This window comes from Vibrio echinoideorum, from assembly GCF_024347455.1.
Classification (GTDB): Bacteria; Pseudomonadota; Gammaproteobacteria; order Enterobacterales; family Vibrionaceae; genus Vibrio; species Vibrio echinoideorum.
On sequence record NZ_AP025483.1, the window covers coordinates 757074 to 781421 of the forward strand.

The window sequence follows — 24348 nt, forward strand, 5'->3', positions numbered from 1 at the left end:
AGTACCTGATACTCAGAGAAAATTTATAAAATCCAACTGCGTGCTTTCTACGTATTGCAGTCTGAGTAACGTCATTCTTAACATTGAAATGGAGATTCAATATGTCAGAAGTGACACAACAACCTACGCATTATCGCTTGTTAAACGTTTTAAAGGCTATTGGGCCTTACTTGAGGGAGCCGCAATCAGAAGATGGTCACTACATTTTTGATTGCTTGTCTGTGTGTGTGAACGATAAAAAGTCACCAGAAGAGCGTGAGTTCTGGGGCTGGTGGTTAGAGTTGGATAAGTCGGAAGAAGGATATTCGGCGAAGTACAACATCGGTAAATACAACGTCGATGGCAACTGGGTTTGCTTACCATTACCTAAGAAGGCAGTAGCCGAGGTGTCTCGCACTCAAGAAGCCTTTCACCAAAAACTGGTTGATGAGCTTCAAAGTAAGTTTGAAATCAGTGTTCAATTCGACGAAGAGTCTGTCGAATTCGTCTGATTTTAAAGGTTACTCTTCTCTATAAAGCAAAAAGGTGCGGTTTCGCACCTTTTCTGCTTGTGAATTCCCCTGTTGATTGCTAAAACATCACCTCTTATTTGTTTTATCCATAAAAGACTTCATGACAACAAATCATCAAAGCGGGACAACAACACAGCGCAAAACTGTCGTTGTTAAACTGGGTACCAGTGTCTTAACTGGTGGAACATTGGCATTAGATCGTGCTCACATGGTTGAGCTGGTTCGTCAATGTGCTGAATTAAAAAAACAAGGCCACTCTGTGGTTATGGTTTCGTCTGGCGCAATTGCAGCAGGACGCGAGCACCTTGGTTACCCCGCACTCCCCAACTCGATGGCGAGCAAACAGTTGCTTGCGGCAGTTGGGCAGAGTCAGTTGATTCAAGCTTGGGAGTCTTTGTTTGCGATTTATGGCCTTAAGATTGGCCAGATGCTACTGACTCGTGCAGATCTTGATGATCGCGAACGTTTTCTTAACGCTCGTGACACGATCAACGCACTCGTTGAACACGATATTATTCCCGTAGTTAATGAAAACGACGCAGTAGCAACCAATGAAATTAAAGTGGGTGACAACGATAACTTGTCGGCACTGGTGGGTATTTTATGTGGCGCCGATAAGCTTCTGCTATTAACCGACCAAAAAGGCCTGTTTACGGCAGACCCTCGCAAAGATCCGAATGCTGAGCTCATAAAAGAAGTGAAAACCATTGATGATACATTGCGTAAGATCGCAGGCGGCAGTGGTACTACGTTAGGTACTGGTGGCATGGCGACAAAACTGCAGGCCGCTGATATTGCTCGTCGTGCGGGTATTGAAGTGATCATTGCAGCTGGCAGTGCTGAAAACGTGGTGTTTGACTCATTAAGTGATAACCCACAAGGCACGCGTTTCTTGCCGTTAGAAGAAGCGCTTGAAAACCGTAAGCGCTGGATTTTAGCAGGCCCAGCTTCTGCTGGAGATATTGTTGTTGATGATGGAGCGGTCAATGCCGTGAACACTAAAGGCAGCAGCTTGTTGGCAAAAGGGGTCATTCGAGTTCAAGGCGAATTTTCTCGTGGTGAAGTCACCCAAGTTACCAACAGCAAAGGCAAAGTCATTGCGCGTGGTATCGCCAGTTATTCAAGCCAAGACCTAGCAAAAATCGCAGGCAAGCACAGTAAAGATATTGGCGATATTCTTGGTTACGATTACGGGTCAGAGGTCATTCACCGTGACGACATGGTAGTGATTCAAGAGTAGTTCGTGATGATAAGGCGATTAACTGCGCATCTACTTCTAGCATCTAGCGTTAGTTTCTAGCATTTAGTATCTAGCTTTAGTGCTTAGCATTTAGTTTTAGTAGGTAGTGCGAATCGCTTTTTTACATCCAAAGACAGACAGAATTTAGGGAGAGTTAAACGTGGATTTAACTAATATGGGTATCGCAGCAAAAGACGCTGCTTTTCACCTAGCGACCGCATCAACGGCGCAGAAGAACAAAGCATTGGCGATCATTGCTGATGAGCTAGAAGCAAACGCAACGACCATTTTAGAAGCAAACGCGAAAGATATTGAGCTTGGTTGCGAAGCGGGTTTAACCGATGCTCTACTTGACCGTCTATTACTCAACGAAGAACGTTTAACGGGTATTGCTAACGATGTACGTAACGTTATTAGTTTGAATGATCCTGTTGGCAGCGAAATGGACAGTAAGGTACTGGAAAACGGTATGTCACTGTCTCGTCGTCGTGTACCGCTTGGTGTAGTTGGCGTTATTTATGAAGCTCGTCCGAACGTAACCATCGATATTGCGGCACTGTGTCTTAAAACAGGTAATGCAAGCATCTTACGTGGTGGCAAAGAGACGTTCTTCTCGAACATGGAGCTGGTTAAAGTCATCCAGTCTGCATTAGAGAAAGCGGAACTTCCTGCTGCTTCAGTTCAGTACATTGAAAAACCTGATCGTGAATTAGTATCTCAACTGCTTAAGTTGGATGACTACGTGGATATGATCATTCCTCGTGGTGGCGCTGGCTTGCACAAGATGTGCAAAGAGAACAGCACCATTCCAGTGATCATTGGCGGATTTGGTATCAGTCATATCTTTGTTGATGAAAGTGCGGATATTGAAAAGTCGGTAGATGTGGTTGAAAACTCTAAAGTTCAACGCCCGTCTGCGTGTAATTCACTAGATACATTATTAGTGCACGAAGCGGTTGCTGAGGCTTTCTTATCGCAGCTAACACAGCGTTTAGCGGGCAAGGTTACCTTGGTTACTGATGTTAGCGCAAAATCGTTGCTGGTTGGTTTTGAAGATCAACGTGATGCCGTTGAAGGTGACTTTGACACTGAATGGCTAAGCTACACGCTAGGCGTGAAAGTAGTCGCGGATGTCGCACAAGCGATTGACCACATGCGTGTACACAACGCGAGCCACTCCGACGCGATCATGACCAATAGTCTAGAGAGCTCAGAGCGTTTTATTAACTCTGTCGGTTCTGCTGCGGTCTATGTGAATGCATCAACACGATTCACCGATGGTGCACAGTTTGGTTTAGGCGCTGAAGTGGCTGTATCGACTCAGAAACTACACGCTCGTGGCCCAATGGGCTTAGAAGAACTCACAAGCTACAAATGGGTGGGTAAAGCGAACTATTTAGTTCGTGGTTAACGTTCACGTTAATTTTTCTCCTCAGCTCATTTTTGAAATTGCTATCGCGTAGCAATAATCAATGAATCACCACACAAAAGGGCCTTAATTGGCCCTTTTTCTTTCCTAACGTTTGGCAATTCCGTTACACTGATATTCAATTATTTGGAGGTGATATGCATTGTCCTTTTTGTTCAGAGAACGACACTAAAGTAATCGATTCAAGACTGGTAGCCGATGGCCATCAGGTTCGTCGTCGCCGTCAATGCCTTGCATGTAGTGAACGTTTTACTACTTTTGAATCGGCAGAGCTTGTGATGCCTAAAGTCATAAAGTCGAACGGAAACCGCGAACCATTCAATGAAGATAAGATGGTGGGTGGCGTTCAGCGCGCTCTCGAAAAACGCCCAGTGAGTGCTGATGCTATTGAACTGGCAATTAGTACGATTAAGTCACAACTCCGTGCAACGGGCGAGCGTGAAGTTCCTAGTGAAATGATTGGTAACCTTGTTATGGGCCAATTAAAAGATTTGGATAAAGTAGCGTACATTCGTTTTGCTTCTGTTTACCGCAGCTTTGAAGATATCCGAGAATTTGGCGAAGAAATCGCTAAATTAGAGGATTAATGCCTCAATCATGTCAAATTTTACTCCCCTAGATTTTCAAATGATGTCGCGTGCTATTCAGTTAGCGAAGCGCGGCATTTACACCACTGCGCCGAACCCTAATGTTGGTTGTGTCATCGTACAAAGCGATGGTCAGATCGTTGGTGAAGGTTTTCATGCCAAAGCCGGTGAACCTCATGCTGAAGTTCACGCTATGCGCATGGCAGGTGACCAGGCAAAAGGTGCGACTGCTTATGTCACGTTAGAGCCTTGTTCGCACTATGGTCGAACACCGCCTTGTGCCGAAGGTTTGATTAAGGCTCAAGTTTCAAAAGTAATTTGTGCCATGCAAGACCCAAACCCGAAGGTCGCAGGACGTGGTATCAAGATGCTACGCGACGCGGGTATTGAGGTTGAAATAGGCTTACTAGAGCAAGATGCTCTCGACTTGAACCCTGCATTTATCAAGCGTATGCAAACGGGCATGCCATTCGTTCAGTTAAAGATGGCGGCCAGCCTTGATGGCCAAACTGCATTGGGAAATGGTCAAAGCCAGTGGATCACATCGCCAGAAGCGCGTCGTGATGTTCAGAATTACCGAGCAAAAGCAGGCGCGGTGCTATCAACTAGCCAGACGGTGATTGAAGACAGCGCATCGCTGAATGTTCGCTGGGCAGAATTGCCAAGCAATACCAAAATAAATTACCTTGAAGACGAGTTGCGTCAGCCGATTCGTGTGATTCTTGATCGCCAAAATCAACTGTATCCTGAGCTCAAGTTATTCCAGACTCCAACTTCGGTATTGAGAGTAGCTGAAACCTCTGCTGATATTACAGTCGGAACAACGGATGCAGGTAAGCTAGACTTACACGATTTAATGCGTCAATTGCCAGCGAATCATATTGACCATATTTGGGTCGAAGCGGGCGCTACCTTAGCAAAAAGCTTAATTGAAGCGCAGTTGGTGGATGAGCTAATCCTCTATTTAGCGCCTAAACTAATGGGCAGTGACGGACGAGGCTTGATGGGAGCATTAGGGCTCACTTCAATGTCTGACGTTATTGACCTAGAAATTAAAGATGTTAGACAGGTTGGCGTAGATATTCGCATTGTGGCGAAGCCAATATTGGCGAAACTACAATAGAAGCCGTAATACCAATCGTAAAAAATAACTGACACGACCATAAACCCTCGCATCAGAAATACATGTTCAACGGTAAGTGTTGAGCTCTAAAAGTAGCGAGCAGCATGAGTATCGTTGACAACAAGAAGAGTTTTAAAATGTTCACAGGAATTGTAGAAACCGTAGGTACATTGAGTGCTATTACTCCCCGCGGAGAAGACATTACCGTAACGGTTAACGTTGGTAAGCTTGATATGGCCGACGTTAAACTTGGTGACAGTATTGCCACCAACGGAGTTTGTTTGACGGTTGTTGAATTCAATGACCATAGCTACAGTGCAGACCTATCGCTTGAGACCCTGAAAAAAACGGGTTTTGTGGATTACCAAGCAGGCGATAAGGTTAACCTAGAAAAAGCGATGCTGCCGACGACACGTTTCGGTGGTCATATCGTGTCTGGTCACGTTGATGGTGTGGGCGAGATTGTTGAGCGTAACCAAGTTGGACGTGCGATTGAGTTCTGGGTAGAAATGCCCGCTGAAATCTCAAAGTACGTGGCTCAGAAAGGTTCAATCACAGTTGATGGTATAAGCCTTACGGTGAACGATTTACGTAAAAATGCATTTAAGTTAACCATCGTTCCTCACACCTCGTCAGAAACAACCATCGACCAATTCAATGTCGGTCGTAAAGTGAATCTAGAAGTCGATGTATTGGCGCGTTATATGGAGCGTCTATTACAAGGTCAACAGCAAGAGTCTGAGCCTGAATCTCGATTGACGATGGAATTCTTACAGCAGAATGGTTTTGCCTAATAACTTTTACTCAGTCTCCAAATAGCACTTTGTAAAAGCTAAGCAATATCATCAGGTTTAAATATGTCGGTTCTAGGAAGCAGAACCATTTCAAAGGATATAAAACAATGCCAATTAGTACTCCTCAAGAAATTATTGAAGACATTCGCCTAGGAAAAATGGTTATCCTGATGGATGATGAAGATCGCGAAAATGAAGGCGATCTTATCATGGCAGCAGAACATGTAACGCCAGAAGCCATTAACTTCATGGCGATGTATGGCCGCGGCTTAATCTGTCTAACTCTTACCAAAGAGCGTTCAAACCGTATGGGTCTAGCGCCTATGGTTCAAGACAACAACGCGCAGTACACCACAAACTTTACGGTTTCAATTGAAGCAGCTGAAGGTGTAACTACAGGTATCTCTGCATCAGACCGTGCAGTTACCGTTCAAGCAGCAGTGGCAAAAGATGCGAAAGCGGCTGACTTAGTTCAACCTGGTCATATCTTCCCGCTGACAGCTCAAGAAGGCGGCGTTCTAACGCGTGCTGGCCACACAGAAGCTGGTTGTGATTTAGCTCGTCTAGCCGGTTGTGAGCCTGCTTCAGTTATCGTTGAGATCCTAAACGACGATGGCACCATGGCTCGTCGCCCTGATCTTGAAGTGTTCGCTGAAAAACACGATATCAAACTAGGCACGATTGCTGACTTGATTGAATACCGCAACAACACTGAAACGACAATTGAGCGTGTAGCACAGTGCCACCTGCCAACAGAGTTTGGTGATTTCGAGCTAGTGACTTACCGCGACACGATTGATAACCAGATCCACTACGCGATGCAAAAAGGCGACCTGTCTGAGGGGGCTCCTTTAGTGCGTGTTCACCTGCACGATACGTTCACCGATCTGCTTCATTCAGATCGTGGTACCGAGCGTAGCTGGTCGCTAGATAAAGCGATGAAGCGTATTGGTGACGAAGGCGGCGTGTTGGTTATTCTGGGTAACGAAGAGTCGTCTGATTCTTTGATCCACAAAGTGAAGACATTCGAAGCTCAAGATAAGAATGAGCAACCAACCATGGCTAAGAAGCAGGGTACCTCTCGTCGTGTTGGCGTAGGTTCTCAGATTCTACAAGACCTAGGCGTTCACGATATGCGTTTGTTGTCTTCAAGCTCTAAGCGTTACCACGCATTGGGTGGCTTTGGTCTTAACGTTGTTGAGTACGTTTGTGAATAAGACTTGGGTGCATAAGCTTTGTATGAGCAAGCACGCCTGTTCTCGTTTCAATATAGATCGCTGCGACATAGGTCGTAGCAACATAATTCACGGATGATTTTAGTTGCTCTTTTGGTTGTAAATAATGCCAAAAGAGCAAAGTAGGGAAGCTTGATTTGCTCTGTGACAAATGAACGAGCTTTTCTGCTTGCTGTTCCTATATGTTTGGGAGCAACGCTGCACTATCATCTTTACATCTCCGGCGTCTGCTCTGCTAAATTAGCATTAGATATTGCTCACAGTTTTGTGCTAGAATCCGGCGATTCTCACTTGATGAAAATAGTTAAAGGAAGGCTTATGAAAGTGATCGAGGGTGGCTTCCCAGCGCCAAATGCAAAAATTGCTATCGTTATTGCTCGTTTCAACAGTTTTATTAACGAAAGTTTACTTTCTGGTGCAATCGATACTTTAAAGCGTCACGGACAAGTAAGCGAAGACAACATCACTGTTGTTCGATGCCCTGGTGCAGTAGAACTTCCACTTGTAGCGCAGCGCGTTGCAAAAACGGGTAAGTTCGATGCGATTGTATCTCTTGGTACAGTAATTCGTGGCGGTACACCTCACTTTGACTATGTTTGTAGTGAATGTAATAAAGGTTTGGCACAAGTGTCTCTGGAATTTTCTCTTCCAGTAGCGTTTGGTGTTCTTACTGTTGATACGATCGATCAAGCTATTGAACGCGCAGGAACCAAGGCTGGTAATAAGGGTGCAGAAGCAGCACTTAGCGCACTTGAGATGATCAACGTTCTTTCTGAAATCGATTCCTAATGGGGGCCAGTGTGAAACCAGCCGCACGTCGTAACGCACGTCAATTTGCTCTACAAGCAATTTACTCTTGGCAAATTACTAAAGAAAATATTGCTACCGTTGAAGAACAGTTCTTATCTGGTGGTAAGTATGATGAAGAAGAGCATCATGCCGCAGAACCTGCGCTAGCTATGCCAGAAACAGACGTTGCATACTTCCGCGACCTGCTAACTGGTGTTGCTCTTAACCACATGGAACTTGATAGCAAGCTTCGTCCATTCGTATCTCGCCCAATGCAAGATCTCGATTTGATGGAACTAGCGCTTCTACGTTTAGCTATGTACGAGATGACTCGTCGCGAAGATGTACCATATAAAGTGGTTATCAACGAAGCTATCGAGCTTGCAAAAGTATTTGCAGCAGAAGACAGCCATAAGTTTGTTAACGGTGTGCTTGATAAAGCAGCGCCGCACGTTCGTAAGAAATAAGACGTTCGTATATTGAATCTAAAGGTCAGCTCTCATGCTGGCCTTTTTTGTAACTAAATTATCGTAATATCAATCGTAGTAAATAACTGGTCACCCTAGCTTGCTAAAACGCTCGATAACTGCGTTAGAGTTTTTAATTGTAGAATAACTACTTATCGAAACTTCTTGTCGAAAAGAGCTGCCTTGTTCTCAAGCCTTTTCCCTACGCTAATTTTGATCACTTACTTACTGTGATTGGTATAATTACTGTGATTTGTATGAAGACCAAAAATAGGGCATGTGATGTCTGGCGAATTTAACCTGATTGAAAAATATTTTGTAAATCGACAACCACAACGTAAAGATGTGCTTTTGGCTGCGGGCGATGATTGTGCTTTGGTCAAAGCACCTGGCAATGTTGAGATTGCGATCAGCACCGACACCTTAGTCGCAGGCACACATTTCTTAGCAGAGGCTAGCCCTGCTTGGGTGGCACATAAAGCTTTGGCTTCAAACATTAGCGATCTTGCCGCTATGGGCGCGACGCCTGCATGGGTGTCTTTTGCGTTAACTATGCCTGAAGTCGATGAAGCGTGGCTTGCCCCATTTTGTGATTCCTTTTTTAAACTTGCAGACTACTTTGGTATTCAGTTAATTGGCGGTGATACGACCAAAGGGCCGTTAAGTCTGACATTGACTGTGCAAGGCTTTGTGCCTGAAGGGCGAGCACTACGCAGAGATGGCGCTAAAGTTGGCGACTGGATTTACGTTACGGGTAATCTAGGGGACAGCAAAGCAGGTCTAGAAGTGTTACTTGACCCTGAGCAGAATAAAGCTAAACCTTATGCTCTCAAGCTTGAAGAGCGACACTACCTGAGCGCCCCTCGAGTTTTAGCAGGTCAAGCATTAGTAAGCCTTGCTTCGTCTGCTATTGACATCTCTGATGGTGTTATTGCTGATTTAAAACATATCCTCAAACGTTCTCAGGTTGGTGCGAGCATTGATGTAAGCACGCTACCAATCTCTCCAGAATTACGCCAATTCGCTTCTGATATTACTTCGGCTCAGCAATATGCCCTCACCAGTGGTGAAGAGTACGAATTGTGCTTTACTGTACCTGAAGAAAATAAAGGTTCATTGGAAAGTGCTTTGTCACACACTGGAACAAAAGTCACCTGCATTGGCCAGATAAGACCTGTAGAATATTTTGAATTACACAATAATGGTGAACCACTGAGTTGGAACTTAACTGGTTACGATCACTTTAAGGTTAATTGATGACAAACCCACTTTCTCTTATTTCTCTTAAAAATCCTTGGCACTTATTGGCAACGGGTTTTGGTAGTGGCTTATCGCCGATTATTCCCGGCACCATGGGCACGCTTGCGTCGATCCCATTTTATCTATTGCTGGTTCAGTTACCTTTCCCTATTTATGTCATTCTTGTGGTTGTGAGCTGCATTATTGGTATCAAAATATGCCAAGTGACGTCTGATGACATGGGCGTGCACGATCACGGCTCTATTGTATGGGATGAGTTTGCGGGCTTTTGGATCACCATGGGCCTAGTGCCGTTGTTGGGTATTCCTGTTAATGATTGGAAATGGCTATTCGCTGGCTTTGTTCTGTTTCGTTTTTTCGATATGGTAAAGCCTTGGCCAATTGGTTGGTTAGACAAGCGAGTTCACGGCGGCTTAGGTATCATGATTGATGATATCGTGGCGGGTATTATGGCGGCGATTTCGCTGTATGCAGTGGCTCATTTTTCAGGTTGGCTCGTTTAAGAATCAATATCCAAAGCACTGATGATAATAGATAAAAACAAGGAATTACAATGTCTAAGAAGATTTACTGCGTTGCTCAATTTCAGCCTAAAGAAGGCAAATTGAACGAGTTGTTTGAAGTGCTAAAGTCACTAGAGCCAAACACAATGCGTGAAGACGGTTGTATCCAATATACAGTGACTCGTCACATCAAGAGCCCATTTGCTGAAGGTGAGAGTTTCCCTATCGCATTCAATGAAATCTGGGCAGACAACGAGGCATTTGAAGCTCACTGTCAGCGTAATGAAATCCAACAGTTCTTCCAAGAACAGTGCGTTGAAGAGACGGGGTTAGTCGAGAAGTTCAATGTTGCTATCTACTCTGACGAACCAGAGAACTATGACGCGCCAGTACTTAAGCCTTGTTGTTAAGGTTAGTAAGCTAAGGTTTTAACGAATAAGTTTTTTAGTCGATAAGACTTTAGTTAATCGACACATACTAAAAAGGTTGACCCTAGGGCCAACCTTTTTTGATTTTGCTGTTTAGCTAAAGACTCACTTAGCTGGGTATTTACTTAGTTAGATGTTGACCTAGTAAACACCTACTTACCTTGTAAAGAATCTATTTAGCTAGATAAGCCGCGATTGATTGCTCAATCCCTTTAACATCTAAGCCAAGCTCTTCGTGCAGTTCACCTTGAGTACCTTGAGCAATAAATTTGTCTGGTAAGCCAAGGTTCAATACGGGCATCAGTAGTTTCTCTTTCATCAAGAATTCAACCACCCCAGAGCCTGCACCACCTGCAATTGCGTTCTCTTCGATAGTCACGAGGACATCGTGATCAGCAGCAAGTTGTTTGATCAGAGCTTCATCTAGCGGTTTCACAAAACGCATGTCTGCAACTGTCGCATCGATAGTGTCTGCGGTTTGAAGTGCACTCTCAAGGAAAGTACCAAAGCTCAGGATAGCGACCTTCGAGCCATCTTTTGCTTTTTCGCTTTCGCGAACGATACGACCTTTACCAATCTCAAGCGCAGTAAACTCACTTTGAATCTCAGTACCCATACCATTACCACGAGGGTAACGAACGGCACTTGGACCTGTGTGCTGGTGGCCGGTGTAAAGCATTTGGCGACATTCGTTTTCGTCGCTTGGTGCCATGATCACCATGTTTGGAATGCAGCGCATAAAGCTTAAGTCGAACGCACCTTGGTGTGTTTGACCATCCGCTCCGACAAGACCTGCACGGTCAATCGCGAACATAACCGGTAGATCCATGATGGCAACATCGTGGATCAGTTGATCGTAGCCACGTTGCAAGAAAGTCGAGTAAATAGCGACAATCGGCTTATCACCCGCAATCGCCATACCGGTGGCTAGCGTCACAGCGTGCTGCTCAGCAATCGCTACATCAAAGTACTGTTCTGGGTATTCTTTAGAGAAACGAACCATACCAGAACCTTCACGCATTGCAGGCGTGATCGCCATTAGCTTAGGATCTTGAGCGGCCATATCACATAGGAAGTCGCCAAAAATCTTAGAGAAAGTTGGTTTAGAGCTGGTGCTCTTAGGCAGACTTGAATGTGCCGGATCGAATTTAGGTACGCCATGGTAGCCAATTGGATCTTTCTCAGCTGGCTCGTAGCCTTTGCCTTTCTTCGTCATGATATGCAGGAACTGAGGACCTTTAAGATCTCTCATGTTCTTGAGCGTTTTAATCAGCTCATTCACATCGTGACCATCAATTGGACCAATGTAGTTGAAGCCTAGCTCTTCGAACATGGTGCCAGGGACAACCATGCCTTTTAGATGTTCTTCTGTACGACGAACGAGCTCTTTAATCGGCGGAACGCCTGATAGCACTTTCTTGCCACCCTCACGAATAGACGTGTAAAGACTGCCAGAAAGAACTTGAGCTAGGTGGTTGTTTAGAGCACCGACGTTTTCAGAGATCGACATCTCGTTATCATTAAGGATAACCAGCATGTCATTGTGAATATCGCCCGCGTGGTTCATTGCTTCGAAAGCCATACCTGCGGTAATCGCGCCATCACCAATAACGCTTACGACTTTACGATTCTTACCTTCTTTCTTCGCACTGATCGCCATCCCAAGTCCGGCACTGATCGATGTTGAAGAGTGACCAACAGATAGGGTGTCGTATTCGCTCTCTTGTCGCCATGGGAATGGGTGCAATCCATCTTTCTGACGGATAGTCGACAAGCGGTCACGACGACCAGTAAGAATTTTGTGCGGGTATGCTTGGTGGCCAACATCCCAAACCAATTGGTCAAAAGGAGTGTTGTACACATAGTGCAGAGCAACTGTTAGCTCTACCGTACCTAAGCCTGACGCTAAGTGACCACTTGACTGGCTCACTGAGTTAAGAAGATAGGTGCGTAATTCATCACAAAGCTGTGTTAGCGTCTCTTTCGGAAGTAGACGCAAATCCTCTGGCTTATCAGCCAAAGCAAGAGTTGGGTACTTTGATATATCAAGAGTCATAGGTAATGCGCGCTTATTGTCTTAGTTCTTGCGCTCGATGACGTATCGGGCGAACTCTTCGAGTAACTGGGTATTGTATGGGATTGCAGCCAAAGCTTGAAGCGCTTCCTGTAGCAGAGTTTGCGCTTTTTCTTGAGCGCCCTCTAAACCTAACAAAGAAGGATAGGTGCTTTTGTTCAAATCTTGGTCAGAACCTTGTGGTTTTCCCAAAGTTTCGGTGTCGCTGATGATATCTAAAATATCATCTTGAACCTGGAAGGCTAACCCGATTGCATCGGCGTACTTGTCTAATTGAGGCATGACTTCTAACGCTTTTTCACCAGCAGCCAGTGCACCTAAACGAATCGCACTCTTCATAAGAGCGCCCGTTTTATTACGGTGAACTTCTTCCAGTTCTTCTAACGTGACAGCGCGGTTTTCTGCTTCAATATCAAGCGCCTGACCGATACACATACCTTGAGCACCAGAGGCTTCAGCTAGGCGTTGAATCATTCGAACGCGATTGCTTTCCCCAGCAGCACTTAATGTGCCTTCTGCAAGTATAGTAAACGCGAGAGTTTGTAGTGCATCGCCAGTTAAAATGGCTGTCGCTTCATCGTATTTGATGTGACAAGTCTGATGACCACGACGCAGTTCGTCGTCATCCATTGCTGGAAGGTCGTCGTGAATCAGAGAATAGGCATGAATACATTCGATTGCAGAAGCTGGAGTGTCGAGTTCTTCAGCGGTGCAGCCAAGCATTTCCCCTGTAATGTAGACAAGAAATGGACGTGCACGTTTGCCGCCTAAAAGTAATCCGTAACGCATCGCGTTGATAAGATTCTGATTTTGGTGTGGCAGGCGATCAAGCCAAAGGTTCAGTTGCTCGTTATTACGTGCTTGATAAGACAATAAAGTCTCAATCATAGGGGATCTCATACAATTCGTTATTCAGGTTGTGGGTTAAAGTCGCTAAGTTCTGCATTTTGATCATTTTGCAGTAAGATGCTAACGCGTTGTTCAGCATCGTTTAGTTTACTTTGACCAGCACGAGCGAGGGAGATGCCTCGTTCGAATTTTTTCAGCGCATCATCTAAAGCTAGATCACCATTTTCTAGTTGATCAACCAAGCCATCAAGCTCTTCGATTGCTGCTTCAAAGCTCATATTTTCAGGTTTCTTAGTAGCCATAATAAATCTGCGTTTGGAAAGATGAACGAACGTTACCCTAGGCCGTTGATATGGTCAAATGTAACCAATAAATTTTGCTAGAAAGTTCGTTTTTAAGGGACTTGAACTCACTTTGATTGAATAACCTTAGCTTTATCGAGTTTATGCGCTACGGATAGGGCTAAAGTCGGCTAATAGTTGTGACTCAAAAACGAAAAGTGTGATACTTAGGCCAAGAATTTACTAAAAGATCTTATAGTCTGGCCGATAAAAAGATTATCGTCGACGTAGAGCTACAAAAAAGCATGAGGAGTGCTCAGTGGATTTAGCAACCCTAATAGGTTTGATTGGTGGATTTGCCTTTGTAATCATGGCAATGATCCTAGGTGGAAGCCTCGGGATGTTCTATGACACGACATCCATTTTGATCGTGGTGGGTGGTTCAACGTTTGTTGTTCTGATGAAGTTCACTATGGGGCAGTTCTTTGGCGCGACTAAAATTGCCGGCAAAGCATTTATGTTTAAAGCCGATGAGCCTGAAGATCTTATCGCTAAAGTCGTAGAGATGGCTGATGCAGCGCGTAAAGGCGGCTTCTTAGCACTCGAAGAGATGGAAATCAGTAATAGTTTTATGCAAAAAGGTATCGACCTATTGGTGGATGGCCATGATGGTGATGTGGTGCGTGCTGCACTGCAAAAAGACATCGCATTGACAACAGAGCGTCACGAGCAGGGCGCGAAAGTGTTCTCTGCATTTGGTGATGTTGCACCTGCGATGGGTATGATTGGCACCCTGGTTGGTTTGGTTGCTATGCTTTCGAACATGGATGATCCTAAAGCGATCGGCCCGGCAATGGCAGTTGCACTTTTAACCACGCTTTACGGTGCAATCCTTTCGAACATGGTGTTCTTCCCGATTGCAGACAAACTTGCCCTACGTCGTGACCAAGAGACGCTGAACCGTCGCTTGGTTATGGATGGCGTTTTAGCGATTCAAGATGGTCAGAACCCACGAGTTATTGATGGTTACCTGAAGAGCTACCTAAATGAAGGTAAGCGAACTATTGATGGTGAACCCGCGTAAAAGGATTTGAAGATGGATGAAGAAAATCCATGCAAATGTCCTCCTCCGGGGTTACCTCAATGGATGGGGACATTTGCTGATTTGATGTCACTGCTGATGTGTTTCTTCGTACTGCTGCTCTCATTCTCTGAGATGGACGTACTGAAGTTCAAACAGATCGCAGGGTCGATGAAATTTGCGTTTGGTGTACAAAACCGCTTGGAAGTGAAAGATATTCCTAAAGGTACTAGCATCATTGCACAGGAGTTCCGTCCTGGTCGCCCTGAGCCGACACCGATTGATGTGATCATGCAACAGACCATTGATATTACGCAGCAAACGCTTGAGTTTCATGAAGGTGAATCTGAGCGTGCTGGCGGTACAATGCGAGACCAAGGCAAGATGACCGGAGGCAAGTCGCCAGAGGTCTCTACTCATGACAATCAAAACTCTGAGTCAGACCAACAGCAACAGCAAGCTGAGGCTCAATCGCAAGAGATGGAAACCTTGATGGAAAGCATCAAGAAGGCGTTGGAGCGAGAGATTGACCAAGGCGCGATTGAGGTTGAAAATCTTGGCCAGCAGATCGTCATTCGAATTCGTGAGAAAGGCGCATTCCCATCGGGTTCCGCTTTCTTACAACCTAAGTTTCGACCTTTAGTTAGGCAGGTTGCTGAACTGGTAAAAGATGTGCCGGGTATTGTTCGTATTTCAGGCCACACCGATAACCAGAGACTTGATTCAGAGCTCTATCGTTCTAATTGGGATTTGTCATCACAGCGAGCGGTGTCTGTTGCTCAAGAGATGGAAAAGGTTCGCGGTTTCTCTCATCAACGTTTGAGAGTGCGTGGTATGGCGGATACAGAACCTGTTGAGCCAAATGATACGGAGTGGCAACGCAGCCTAAATCGCCGCGTAGAAATCAGCATCATGCAAGGTGAACCACTTTACAGCGAAGAAGTTCCAGCGATTACCGAATAGTCTTTACCAAGAGTATGTATTCCAAAGCCCAATCTTTAATCGATTGGGCTTTTTGTTTGAGACATAAAGGTGTCTGTACGAAACTTGGGAAGAGGTGGAAAGAGAGATAGAAAGAAATTGATACGATAGTTTGTCCTCAGGTTCTGTTTATTGGTGGTGCTAAAGCACGCACTCTTTTCCTTGTTTCACTTTCTCATGTATAATTCGCGCCCTTAGATTTAATATTGATCTATTATTGCTTCAATAACTATGTGAAATGACCTTTTACGTGGTGATGAACCTACTAAAATTTGTGAACCTTATTGGCGTGAAAGTACTATGAAATTTATTGTTAAGCCTCATCCGGAAATTTTTATTAAAAGTGAATCGGTGCGTAAGCGCTTCACAAAGATTCTAGAACGTAATATTCGTACTATTCTTCAGCGTCGTACTGAGTCTGTGGCTGTCTTCAACCGTCGTGACCACATCGAAGTGACGTCTGAGAGCGACAAGTACTTTAAAGAAACACTCGAAGTACTGACGCAAACTCCGGGTATTCATCACTCCCTTGAAGTTCAGCAATCAGAATTTAAAGACCTGCACAATATTTACGAGCAAGTTCTTGAACGAAGCGGTGCTCTTATTGAAGGTAAGACTTTCTCTGTGCGAGCCAAGCGTCGTGGTAAACATGACTTTACCTCTATCGAGCTAGAACGCTACGTAGGTGGTGGTTTAAACCAAGCGGTTGAATCAGCAAAAGTAAAACTGAAGAATCCAGATATTACCGTTAAAGTTGAAGTCGAGAACGAGAAGCTTAACCAAGTTATTGAGCGTCATAAAGGCCTAGGCGGTTTCCCTCTAGGTACTCAAGAAGATCTGCTTAGCTTGATCTCTGGCGGTTTCGATTCTGGCGTTTCAAGCTACTTACACATCAAACGTGGTTCTAAAGTGCATTACTGCTTCTTTAACCTAGGTGGCCCTGCGCACGAAATTGGTGTTAAGCAAGTTTCACATTACTTGTGGAACAAGTTTGGTGCTTCTGCAAAAGTGAAATTTATCTCTATTGATTTCGAACCGGTAGTAGCTGAAATCCTAGAAAACGTAGAAGACGGCCAAATGGGCGTTGTACTTAAGCGTATGTTCATGCGTGCTGGCGGTATGGTTGCAGAACGCTTCGGTATCGAAGCCCTAGTAACAGGTGAAGCATTAGGTCAGGTTTCTAGCCAAACGCTAACTAACCTTCGTCACATCGATAACGTGACTGATACGTTGATCCTACGTCCGCTCATCAACTGGGACAAAGAAGACATCATCGATCTATCTCGTAAGATTGGCACCGAAGATTTCGCAAAAGTAATGCCTGAATACTGTGGTGTTATCTCTAAGAAGCCAACAATAAAAGCGAAGAAAGGTAAACTAGAAGCAGAAGAAGCTAAGTTTAACTTTGAAGTGCTGGAGCAAGTGATCGAGAACGCTCGTGTTATGGATATCCGTGACATCGAGAAAGAGAGCCAAGAGCAAGCTCCTGAAGTTGAACAAGTTCAGGCTGTTGCTGAGCACGCTATCGTTCTTGATATCCGTAGCCCAGACGAAGAAGACGAAAGCCCACTAGAGATCGATGGTGTTGAAGTGAAACACATCCCGTTCTTCAAGCTTTCGACTCAGTTTGGCGACTTGGATCAAGCGAAAGAGTACTTGCTGTACTGTGACCGTGGTGTAATGAGTCGTCTACAGGCACTTTACCTACAAGAGCAAGGCTTCCATAACGTTAAGGTTTACCGCCCATAGTGGTGTGTTAACCGAATAGCTGAATATTTTGCAAAGCCGCTTACTAGAAAGTAAGCGGCTTTTTTATTTTCTATTGTTAATGATTTACAGTAAGTCGGGAGGGGGCGTGAGTTTGGTGCGGTATCGGCAGGCTTTGATATTTTAATTTTTTGGGTTCTAAGCTGATTTCTAAGTTAGTTTCTTTGTGACTGGGAAATGTGAGTATCTTGAAGGGTTCTGTTACTTTTTAGTGCTATTCAATGATTCTATTTGTATGTGTTCAGTTGACTATTTGAGTGCGTGTCTAATTCTGTGATTAACGATGAAAAATAATCAAGATTAATTAGTTCAGCTATTGATAAACTTGTTGTTACTTTTCTTTGCACATAAAAAAACACCGCCCATAAGGCGGTGCAAACAAATTTGACAGACAGGTCAAAATAAATACAGGAAGTACATGCCTCGTTTCAGTATAGAACTGCAACAAAACATTTGGTAGAACTCTACCCAACTCGAAAAGAACGAGTTTGCAAACACAACATCGCAGGAGCTAAACCAATTGATTCTAGAGAGAATCAAGCCGTTCAGGCTAGCTACTGCGGGATGAAATATAGAATTTCTCTGGCCGCTAGGCAATGGACAAATTATAATGTTTCAGATAAAAAAAACTAATGCTTATTTAGAGAGTGACTATGTCTCGTCGATTACCCCCATTAAACTCGTTAAGAGTGTTTGAAGCCGCTGCTCGACATTTGAGTTTTACGCGTGCTGCAGAAGAGTTGTTTGTTACTCAAGCTGCGGTCAGCCATCAGATAAAAGCACTTGAAGAATTTTTGTCTTTGAAGCTTTTTCGTCGAAGAAACCGTTCTTTGCTGCTGACCGAAGAAGGGCAAAGTTACTTCTTGGATATCAAAGATATTTTCACATCACTCGCAGAAGCCACTGACAAAGTGCTTGAGCGAAGTGAGAAGGGCGCATTGACTATTAGTTTACCGCCAAGTTTCGCCATTCAATGGTTAGTACCAAGGCTTGCAGACTTTAATCAGCAAGAACCTGATATTGATGTACGAATCAAAGCCGTTGATATGGATGAAGGCTCGTTAACCGATGACGTAGACGTTGCTATTTACTACGGGCGAGGTAATTGGTCTGGCTTAAGAGCCGATAAGCTTTATCAAGAATACTTAATTCCTTTGTGCTCACCTTCGGTGTTACTTGGAACCAAGCCATTAGAATCGCTTAGTGATTTGGCATGCCATACGTTATTGCACGATACCTCTCGTAAAGATTGGAAACAATTTGCCAAGCAAAATAGTATCGACGGCGTGAACGTTAATCATGGTCCGATCTTCAGTCACTCAACCATGGTGCTGCAAGCTGCGGCTCACGGCCAAGGCATTGCATTGGGCAATAATGTATTAGCACAGCCTGAAATAGAGGCAGGCCGTTTGATAGCACCATTTGACGAGGTGTTGGTCAGCAAGAATGCCTTCTATGTTGTCTGTCATGAGAAACAAGCTGACATGGGACGTATTGCCACTTTTCGTGACTGGATGCTTGCCAAAGCGCAGAGCGAGCAAGAGGACCTACTTGATGAATAATGTCATCATTGATGGTGAAGATTATCCTATCACCTTTATTTTCGCACATGGTGCGGGTGCCGGTATGGATCATGAATTCATGCAGTCGGTGGCGAAAGGGTTAGCGTTGAAAGAAATACGCGTTATCCGCTTTAATTTCCCTTATATGATTAAGCGTGCTGAAGATGGCAAGCGTCGTCCACCTGACAGAGCCCCTAAGCTGCTTGAAGCTTACCAAGAGATTATCGAGCAGGTTGATGCCGATAAACTTGTGATTGGCGGTAAGTCGATGGGAGGGCGCATGGCGAGTCATTTGTCTGAACTTGATAAGGTTGCAGCGATGGCGTGTTTAGGTTTTCCTTTCCACCCTCCAGGCAAACCAGAGAAATACAAAGGTGAGCATCTTGCTGAGTTAGCAAAGCCGTGTCTTATTCTACAAGGCGAGCGCGATACCTTTGGTAAGCGTGAAGAGTTTGCTGATTTCGATTTGTCGGATTCAATTCGTGTTGAGTTTATTCCCGATGGCGATCATAGCTTTAAACCTCGTAAGAGTTCTGGTTATACCGAGCAGCAGAACATTGCGTTGACGGTCGAAAAACTTTCCGCGTTTATCAAAGAGGTGCTCAATGAGAAGTAAGTATTTACTCACTATCGCAGGCATTTCTGGTGCCATTGCTGTGATGCTTGGTGCATTCGCCGCTCATGGCTTAAAAGCGATCTTGCCTGAGTATCTTTTGGGTGTGTTTGAGACGGGTGTTCAGTATCAGTTTATTCATACTCTAGCGATATTGGCATGTGGTGCTCTGTTACAGATGAAACTTGGCGCTAAATCACAAAAATATTTTTTCATTGCGGCAATTTGCTTTATCATCGGCATCCTTTGTTTTAGTGGCAGCCTTTATGGGCTAGCACTGACAGGAATAAAATGGTTTGGCCCTATAACACCGTTTGGTGGTCTACTATTTATCATTGGTTGGGGAGTCTTCTCCTTCGCTGCTTTGAATATAAAAGAGGTAACTCAGTGAAACACGTACTACTTTATTGTCGCTCTGGTTTTGAAAAAGAATGTGCTGGCGAAATTCAAGACAAGGCAACACAACTGGAAGTGTTTGGTTTTCCTCGCTTAAAGAACAATACAGGCTTTGTATTGTTTGAATGTTATCAAGCAGGCGAAGCCGATAAACTGGTTAAAGAGATCGACTTCCAATCGCTGATCTTTGCTCGTCAAATGATCGCGGTAGCGGTTGAAATCAAAGATCTGCCGACTGATGATCGTATCTCCCCAATTCTTGAGGCGCTTTCTGAGAAAGAAGGTTTCCCACGTTGTGGCGATATCCGTATTGAAACGCCTGACACCAATGAAGCGAAAGAGCTTTTGAAGTTCTGCCGTAAGTTTACCGTGCCAATGCGTCAAGCTATGCGTGGTAAAGGCCTGATGACAGCGAAAGACAATGTTAAGAAGCCTGTGCTTCACTTATGTTTTATCGCTCCGGGTCACTGCTTGGTCGGTTACTCTTACCCAACCAACAACTCACAGTTCTTTATGGGCATTCCTCGTTTGAAGTTCCCATCAGATGCACCAAGCCGTTCTACATTGAAGCTAGAAGAAGCATTTCATGTATTCATCCCTCGTGATGAATGGGATGAGCGTCTTGCTCCAGGTATGTGGGGCGTAGATTTAGGTGCGTGTCCAGGTGGTTGGACTTACCAACTGGTTAAGCGTTCTATGTTCGTTCACTGTGTTGACAACGGCATGATGGCAGACAGCCTAATGGAAACGGGTCAAATCAAGCACCACATGGTGGATGGCTTTAAATTTGAACCTGACCGTAAGAACGTGACTTGGATTATCTGTGACATGGTTGAGAAGCCAGCTCGTGTTGCTCACTTAATGGGTGAGTGGATCATCAAAGGCTGGGCGAAAGAAGCACTGTTCAACCTTAAACTGCCAATGAAAGGCCGTTACGATGAAGTACTGCAGGATATCGAGAACCTGAAACAGTTCCTGATTGATAACAAAGTTAAATTCAAGATGCAGGCGAAGCACCTTTACCACGATCGCGAAGAGATCACGGTTCATATTCAGTCGCTTTCGAATATCTCACCGTACTAATTCGCAGTTCGATAACAAAAAAACGCTCCTAATAAGGAGCGTTTTTTTATTGTGAGAGGTTTACTCTGAGGTAGGCCACATTTCCCAAAGCATTGCTTCCATATTACTTTCTATATCATCGCTAGTGTTTGCGAAAAAATCCAAGTTGGTGCGGACTTCTACTTCATCAATAGTTGTGACAAAGCTTGCGAGCTCACTGCTCGATACGTCACGGTGCGGCACAATAAAAGCAATCGCATCGTTGTAATACGGGTCGAGAATCACTTTGTAGAATGCACTTGGAATCATAACTCCATTGCCAATAAAGGTTTCATTCCCGTCATAAATAGGGCCTGTCACCACATAGAGCTCTTGATATTCATTGGCAAGGTCACGTACATGCTCTTCTAGCAATCGCCAGCCAACTCGGTTAAACCCTGGAAGTTGTGGTGACATATTGCTTAGCAAGAAACTTTCTTGCATCGACACTTCGCTGAAGTCCATTGCTGCAGATGGAGCAAGATGGCCGCGGTCATAACCGGATTTGGAGTAGTCACTTAGTGTTGATTGGGTGTATTCGGGTAGTTCTGAATCGGCTTTAAAGCGGTTACTTCGTTTGAACTGCCCATTTATGCTTTCTGCGGTGACATGATAGGCAACCCAATCAGCATTTTTCATGGAATAGTTGTAGCCAATGGCATAACCGGTTCGACAAAGCATTTGATCAGAGTTTTCTGAAGGTAAACCTTTAGCTAGGTGTTCACCACAGGCCTCGTTTGCAACAGCAAGAGGTGTGATATTAAGTAAGAGGGTAGTTAATGATAGTAACAGTATGTTTTTCATTGTATTTCTCCTTATTGGAGCAATGAAATTAAATACTTATATCAATAAGACTGTGATGAAGGATAAATGTTAATCAATACTCGGTAAGGTATTGATTAACATTATGATTAGGTTGTGAATGTAATGGAGAACACAACAGAAAAGATGAACATCTAGAAGTGTTAAGCTTGGTTATCAGAGTAACGAATATCTTGAAGATTGAAACCCAAATCGATGTCTGTTTTGAGTGCTGAAACGAGCTTACATACGCGAGCCGATTCAATATGCTCATCGAATTTCTTGCGATATTTTTTTGGTAAGTCTTCAGCTAGGAATGCCGTTTCTATATCTGGATACGTTGTTAATATCTCTTTGGCAGCTTTTGGTCCAACTCCAGGAATCCCCGGCACTTGGCTTGAGCTGACGCCCGTTAATCCCCAGTAATCTGCGAGCTGTTCAGGTTTTACGCCAAATTCCGCTTCGATAAAGGGTTTATCTAACCAACGGTGCTGGAAGTAATCACGGATCTGTAGCGTTGGTGACAACAGTTGGCAGTAGCCCTTATCCGTCGAGATGATGGTGACTGTTTCTCCGTGATCGGCCACTTTCTTAGCGAGCGTTGCTACTAAGTCATCCGCTTCATCACCATCAGAAAGCAGCGAATCAATACCTAATTCCCACCAAGCCTGCTGAATAGCATCAAGACCTTTCATTAATGGTTCAGGCATTGGCTTTCTGTTCTGTTTGTAGGCAGGAAGTACCTCAGCGCGCCACCCTCTATCTTGTAAATGGTGATCAAATACCGCGATGATGTGGGTTGGTTGTGATTCGTTTAGAATTCGGTTCAGTGTGCGAGTTGTGGTGGTAATGGTTCTTGCTATATCGGCTGGATCCGGCTGAACAGAGTGTACGCGTCGGATGAGATTTAAGGCATCGATAATAACAAGATGGATAGACATAGGTTTCCACTAAGTAGGCAATAAATAAGGGGTTGCTAGCCCCTTATAGTAACGTATCAGTAGGTTAGTTGAAACGTTGGTGACGTAAACGTCATGACTTGTTTAGCTTTATGCTTGTGGCCTGTTATCAGTCACTTGTCGTTATTCGCTACTCGGCATAATTTTATAGCAAGGAACGTAGTCAGTGCCGCCCGGCAGTTTCATTCTATGTTGTTCAACAAAGTCACTTAACAGTTGGTCCATTTTTGTCATCAACTCTTTATCACCATCAATGAGGAATGGACCATGTTTTTCTATCTCTAGAATACCTTCGGCTTTGACATTACCCGCCACAATTCCTGAGAACGCTTTACGTAAATTAGCCGCAAGGCTTTCTGTTTTCTGGTCCATATGAAGATCAAGTGCCGCCATAGACTCATGTGTCGGATCGAAGGGCAGTTGGAACTCAGGCTCGATATGCAGTGACCAGTTATAGCTATAAGCATCGCCGGTCTCTTTACGGTGAGAGCGTACATCTGGCATCGCTTGTTTCATGATTTTCGCAGCGCGTGCAGGGTCATCAATCACTATTTCATAGTGCTTTTGTGCTTCTTCACCCAGAGTTTCGCCAATGAATTTATCAATTGAACGGAAGTAAGCTTCGCTCTCTTTCGAGCCCGTCAAAACAATAGGCATCGGCTGGTCTACGTTATTCGGATGCATCATGATACCTAAGATGTACAGTAGCTCTTCAGCCGTACCGGGGCCTCCAGGGAAAATAATGATGCCATGCGCCATACGAACGAATGCTTCAAGACGCTTTTCTATATCGGGCATGATCACCAGTTCATTTACGATCGGGTTTGGTGGCTCAGCAGCGATGATCGAAGGCTCAGTAAGACCTAAATAACGATGTTCGGTATAGCGTTGTTTAGCATGGCCAATAGCTGCACCTTTCATTGGTCCTTCCATAGCGCCCGGTCCACAGCCGGTACAAATGTTCAGTTCACGCAACCCAAGTTCATTACCGACTTCGCGAGTGTATTGATATTCGCTGGCATTGATCGAGTGCCCACCCCAACAAACAATCAGGTTCGGTTCAATGCCTGGCGTGAGCGCTCCTGCGTTTCTCAAGATCCCAAACACTAGATTGGTAATGTGAGTAGCATTGGTTAAGTTCAGTCTTTGGTTGTCTGCTAAATGCATATTGACGTAGACAATGTCACGCAGAACAGAAAACAGATGCTCTTGTATACCCTTGATGATTTCACCATCGACAAAGGCATGCTCTGGTGGGTTACTCAGTTCGAGTTTTATACCACGCTCACGACGAACGACTTCAACATCAAATGATTGATATTTATCTAGTAATTCTTTGGAGTTGTCGGTGTGGCTACCTGAGTTGAGTACCGCCAATGTACAGTTACGATACAGTTGGTACAGATCACTAGATGCGGTTTTCTTAAGACGCTCAACTTCAAGTTGAGAGAGTAAATCCATGCTACCGGCAGGGCTGATATGAGTAATCATAATGCCTCCTTGTTGATAAGAGCAG

Annotated in this window: 25 protein-coding genes; 19 read left to right on the plus strand and 6 right to left on the minus strand. The window is 44.5% G+C overall.

All coding sequences use genetic code 11. The annotated features are described in order from the left end of the window. Positions 1 to 101: 101 nt before the first annotated feature. The 12 genes from crl to OCV36_RS03595 all read left to right on the plus strand — a co-directional run bounded on the left by crl (position 102) and on the right by OCV36_RS03595 (position 10349). Positions 102 to 491, plus strand: coding sequence for a sigma factor-binding protein Crl (gene crl, locus OCV36_RS03540; RefSeq protein WP_135455993.1), 390 nt, complete (start codon positions 102 to 104; stop codon positions 489 to 491). A gap of 76 nt (positions 492 to 567) precedes the next feature. Beyond that, a complete protein-coding gene (gene proB, locus OCV36_RS03545; RefSeq protein ID WP_181360270.1) occupies positions 568 to 1752 on the plus strand; it encodes a glutamate 5-kinase in 1185 nt (394 codons plus the stop codon). A gap of 160 nt (positions 1753 to 1912) precedes the next feature. Beyond that, positions 1913 to 3163 carry a glutamate-5-semialdehyde dehydrogenase gene (locus OCV36_RS03550; RefSeq protein WP_135455995.1) on the plus strand — a complete coding sequence of 417 codons (1251 nt, stop codon included), beginning with the start codon at positions 1913 to 1915 and terminating at the stop codon, positions 3161 to 3163. A 155-nt stretch (positions 3164 to 3318) separates the two neighbouring features. Next, positions 3319 to 3768 carry a transcriptional regulator NrdR gene (gene nrdR / locus OCV36_RS03555; RefSeq protein ID WP_017076229.1) on the plus strand — a complete coding sequence of 150 codons (450 nt, stop codon included), beginning with the start codon at positions 3319 to 3321 and terminating at the stop codon, positions 3766 to 3768. A 10-nt stretch (positions 3769 to 3778) separates the two neighbouring features. Then, a complete protein-coding gene (gene ribD / locus OCV36_RS03560) occupies positions 3779 to 4891 on the plus strand; it encodes a bifunctional diaminohydroxyphosphoribosylaminopyrimidine deaminase/5-amino-6-(5-phosphoribosylamino)uracil reductase RibD (protein ID WP_135455997.1) in 1113 nt (370 codons plus the stop codon). A 137-nt stretch (positions 4892 to 5028) separates the two neighbouring features. Continuing rightward, positions 5029 to 5685 carry a riboflavin synthase gene (locus OCV36_RS03565; RefSeq protein WP_029225212.1) on the plus strand — a complete coding sequence of 219 codons (657 nt, stop codon included), beginning with the start codon at positions 5029 to 5031 and terminating at the stop codon, positions 5683 to 5685. Between the two features lie 107 nt (positions 5686 to 5792). Then, positions 5793 to 6902: a bifunctional 3,4-dihydroxy-2-butanone-4-phosphate synthase/GTP cyclohydrolase II gene (ribBA, locus tag OCV36_RS03570; RefSeq protein ID WP_017076226.1), complete on the plus strand. Its 1110-nt coding sequence runs from the start codon at positions 5793 to 5795 to the stop codon at positions 6900 to 6902. Between the two features lie 336 nt (positions 6903 to 7238). Next, positions 7239 to 7709, plus strand: coding sequence for a 6,7-dimethyl-8-ribityllumazine synthase (ribH, locus tag OCV36_RS03575; RefSeq protein ID WP_004734398.1), 471 nt, complete (start codon positions 7239 to 7241; stop codon positions 7707 to 7709). Further along, positions 7709 to 8176, plus strand: coding sequence for a transcription antitermination factor NusB (nusB, locus tag OCV36_RS03580; protein ID WP_102553670.1), 468 nt, complete (start codon positions 7709 to 7711; stop codon positions 8174 to 8176). The genes ribH and nusB overlap by 1 nt, the downstream gene beginning before the upstream one ends. Before the next feature lie 282 nt (positions 8177 to 8458). Next, positions 8459 to 9433 carry a thiamine-phosphate kinase gene (thiL, locus tag OCV36_RS03585; protein WP_135455999.1) on the plus strand — a complete coding sequence of 325 codons (975 nt, stop codon included), beginning with the start codon at positions 8459 to 8461 and terminating at the stop codon, positions 9431 to 9433. Further along, positions 9433 to 9939 (plus strand): phosphatidylglycerophosphatase A, encoded by a 507-nt coding sequence (gene pgpA / locus OCV36_RS03590; RefSeq protein WP_029222743.1) that lies wholly within the window; start codon positions 9433 to 9435, stop codon positions 9937 to 9939. The genes thiL and pgpA overlap by 1 nt, the downstream gene beginning before the upstream one ends. Before the next feature lie 50 nt (positions 9940 to 9989). Then, entirely contained in the window at positions 9990 to 10349 is a 360-nt protein-coding gene (locus OCV36_RS03595) for a putative quinol monooxygenase (RefSeq protein ID WP_135456001.1), read from the plus strand. 190 nt (positions 10350 to 10539) lie between these two features. Here the strand turns inward: OCV36_RS03595 and dxs are convergent, their stop codons facing one another. The 3 genes from dxs to xseB are packed head-to-tail and all read right to left on the minus strand — an operon-like array spanning position 10540 to position 13592. Next, complete coding sequence (dxs, locus tag OCV36_RS03600; protein ID WP_135456003.1) at positions 10540 to 12423, minus strand: 1-deoxy-D-xylulose-5-phosphate synthase; 1884 nt, start codon at positions 12421 to 12423, stop codon at positions 10540 to 10542. 21 nt (positions 12424 to 12444) lie between these two features. Next, positions 12445 to 13329: a (2E,6E)-farnesyl diphosphate synthase gene (gene ispA, locus OCV36_RS03605; protein WP_017076220.1), complete on the minus strand. Its 885-nt coding sequence runs from the start codon at positions 13327 to 13329 to the stop codon at positions 12445 to 12447. A 20-nt stretch (positions 13330 to 13349) separates the two neighbouring features. Next, a complete protein-coding gene (xseB, locus tag OCV36_RS03610; RefSeq protein WP_010436379.1) occupies positions 13350 to 13592 on the minus strand; it encodes an exodeoxyribonuclease VII small subunit in 243 nt (80 codons plus the stop codon). A gap of 298 nt (positions 13593 to 13890) precedes the next feature. Between xseB and pomA the strand changes: the two genes are divergently transcribed. From pomA to rlmM, 7 genes are all read left to right on the plus strand, one after another. Next, positions 13891 to 14655: a flagellar motor protein PomA gene (gene pomA, locus OCV36_RS03615; RefSeq protein WP_004734406.1), complete on the plus strand. Its 765-nt coding sequence runs from the start codon at positions 13891 to 13893 to the stop codon at positions 14653 to 14655. Between the two features lie 12 nt (positions 14656 to 14667). Continuing rightward, positions 14668 to 15615, plus strand: a complete 948-nt coding sequence (locus OCV36_RS03620; RefSeq protein WP_135456005.1) for a flagellar motor protein MotB — start codon at positions 14668 to 14670, stop codon at positions 15613 to 15615. A gap of 318 nt (positions 15616 to 15933) precedes the next feature. Beyond that, on the plus strand, positions 15934 to 17382 hold the full coding sequence (gene thiI / locus OCV36_RS03625; protein ID WP_135456007.1) for a tRNA uracil 4-sulfurtransferase ThiI: 1449 nt from the start codon (positions 15934 to 15936) through the stop codon (positions 17380 to 17382). A gap of 671 nt (positions 17383 to 18053) precedes the next feature. Continuing rightward, entirely contained in the window at positions 18054 to 18962 is a 909-nt protein-coding gene (locus OCV36_RS03630) for a transcriptional regulator GcvA (protein ID WP_017076217.1), read from the plus strand. Then, positions 18955 to 19578, plus strand: coding sequence for an alpha/beta fold hydrolase (locus OCV36_RS03635; protein ID WP_135456009.1), 624 nt, complete (start codon positions 18955 to 18957; stop codon positions 19576 to 19578). Before OCV36_RS03630 ends, OCV36_RS03635 begins: the two co-directional genes overlap by 8 nt. Further along, positions 19568 to 19966 carry a DUF423 domain-containing protein gene (locus tag OCV36_RS03640; protein WP_065103071.1) on the plus strand — a complete coding sequence of 133 codons (399 nt, stop codon included), beginning with the start codon at positions 19568 to 19570 and terminating at the stop codon, positions 19964 to 19966. Before OCV36_RS03635 ends, OCV36_RS03640 begins: the two co-directional genes overlap by 11 nt. Further along, complete coding sequence (rlmM, locus tag OCV36_RS03645) at positions 19963 to 21054, plus strand: 23S rRNA (cytidine(2498)-2'-O)-methyltransferase RlmM (RefSeq protein WP_029225208.1); 1092 nt, start codon at positions 19963 to 19965, stop codon at positions 21052 to 21054. Before OCV36_RS03640 ends, rlmM begins: the two co-directional genes overlap by 4 nt. A gap of 60 nt (positions 21055 to 21114) precedes the next feature. Here rlmM and OCV36_RS03650 read toward each other — a convergent pair whose 3' ends face one another. From OCV36_RS03650 to ppnN, 3 genes are all read right to left on the minus strand, one after another. Then, the gene (locus tag OCV36_RS03650; protein WP_135456011.1) at positions 21115 to 21876 is read right to left on the minus strand and encodes a DNA/RNA non-specific endonuclease; all 762 of its coding nucleotides are present in this window, start codon (positions 21874 to 21876) and stop codon (positions 21115 to 21117) included. Positions 21877 to 22037: 161 nt separating this feature from the next. Beyond that, entirely contained in the window at positions 22038 to 22814 is a 777-nt protein-coding gene (gene xni, locus OCV36_RS03655; protein WP_102553661.1) for a flap endonuclease Xni, read from the minus strand. A 141-nt stretch (positions 22815 to 22955) separates the two neighbouring features. Beyond that, entirely contained in the window at positions 22956 to 24323 is a 1368-nt protein-coding gene (gene ppnN / locus OCV36_RS03660) for a nucleotide 5'-monophosphate nucleosidase PpnN (protein WP_135456013.1), read from the minus strand. Positions 24324 to 24348 lie beyond the last annotated feature (25 nt).